This is a genomic window from Streptomyces lonarensis (assembly GCF_012033735.1).
GTDB lineage: Bacteria > Actinomycetota > Actinomycetes > Streptomycetales > Streptomycetaceae > Streptomyces > Streptomyces lonarensis.
Genome location: NZ_JAAVJD010000099.1, coordinates 1 through 1,228 on the forward strand (window position 1 = coordinate 1; position 1,228 = coordinate 1,228).

Annotated in this window: 1 protein-coding gene; it reads right to left on the reverse strand. The window is 70.2% G+C overall.

Annotated elements, in window-relative coordinates; translation table 11 throughout:
* Positions 1 to 86: 86 nt before the first annotated feature.
* Positions 87 to 1,064 (reverse strand): acyl-ACP desaturase, encoded by a 978-nt coding sequence (locus HCN56_RS13940; protein WP_167970968.1) that lies wholly within the window; start codon positions 1,062 to 1,064, stop codon positions 87 to 89.
* Positions 1,065 to 1,228: the final 164 nt, after the last annotated feature.

A 1,228-nucleotide genomic window follows, 5' to 3' on the forward strand; every position in this document is an offset into this window, starting at 1 on the left:
GGCGGCGCGAGGGCGCCGCCCCGGGAGAACGGTGACCTGTCACGCGGGCCGGGCGCCGTTGCCGCGTCCGGCCCGACGGGCCCGTGTCAGCCGGCCGCGGCCTTGCGGGCGGCGATCCGGGCGCGGCGCGCCTCCAGCTTCTCGTCGAGCTTGGTGGCCTCGGCGTCCAACCCGCCCATGAACAGGCCCAGTTCCTCCTGCGCCTTCAGCCCCTCGGGGCCCAGGCCGTCGATCTCCAGGACGCGGAGGTACCGGAGGACCGGCTGCAGCACGTCGTCGTGGTGGATGCGCAGGTTGTAGATCCCGCCGATGGCCATCTGGGCGGCGGCGCGCTCGAAGCCGGGCATGCCGTGACCGGGCATCCGGAACTGCACGACCACGTCGCGCACGGCGGACATGGTCGCGTCGGGCGCGATCTCGAAGGCGGCCTTCAGCAGGTTCCGGTAGAAGACCATGTGCAGGTTCTCGTCGGTGGCGATGCGCGCGAGCATGCGGTCGCACATCGGGTCGCCCGACTGGTGCCCGGTGTTGCGGTGGGAGATGCGGGTGGCCAGCTCCTGGAACGCGACGTACGCGACGGAGTGGAGCATCGAGTGCGCGTTGTCGGACTCGAACCCCTCCGACATGTGCGCCATCCGGAACTGCTCCAGCTTGACCGGGTCGACGGCGCGGGTGGTCAGCAGGTAGTCCCGCATCACGATGCCGTGGCGGCCCTCCTCGGCGGTCCAGCGGTGCACCCAGGTGCCCCAGGCGCCGTCACGGCCGAAGAGCGTGGCGATCTCGTGGTGGTAGCTCGGCAGGTTGTCCTCGGTGAGGAGGTTGACGACGAGCGCGATGCGGCCGATCTCGGTGACCTTGGACTGCGCCTGGTCCCAGGCCTCACCGCCCATGATGCCGTCGAAGTTCCGGCCCTCGCTCCACGGCACGTACTCGTGGGGCATCCAGTCCTTGGCGACCTTCAGGTGCCGGTTGATCTCCCGCTCCACCACCTCTTCCAGCGCGTAGAGCAGCCGGGCGTCGGTCCACTGGTCCGACTTGGCAGGGTGGGCGGGGGTGATCGTCACGGGCTCTCCAGCCGGGAAGATGTTTAGGCGAACTACTTACGATGCCGTAGGTTACGCCACCGTAAGTTGTTACCCGCGAGTCAGGCAAGCTCCGACCACCGGTGCGACCCGCGTCACACACGAACGCGCCGGGCCCGGGGCGCAAGCCCGGGCCCGGCGCGGTG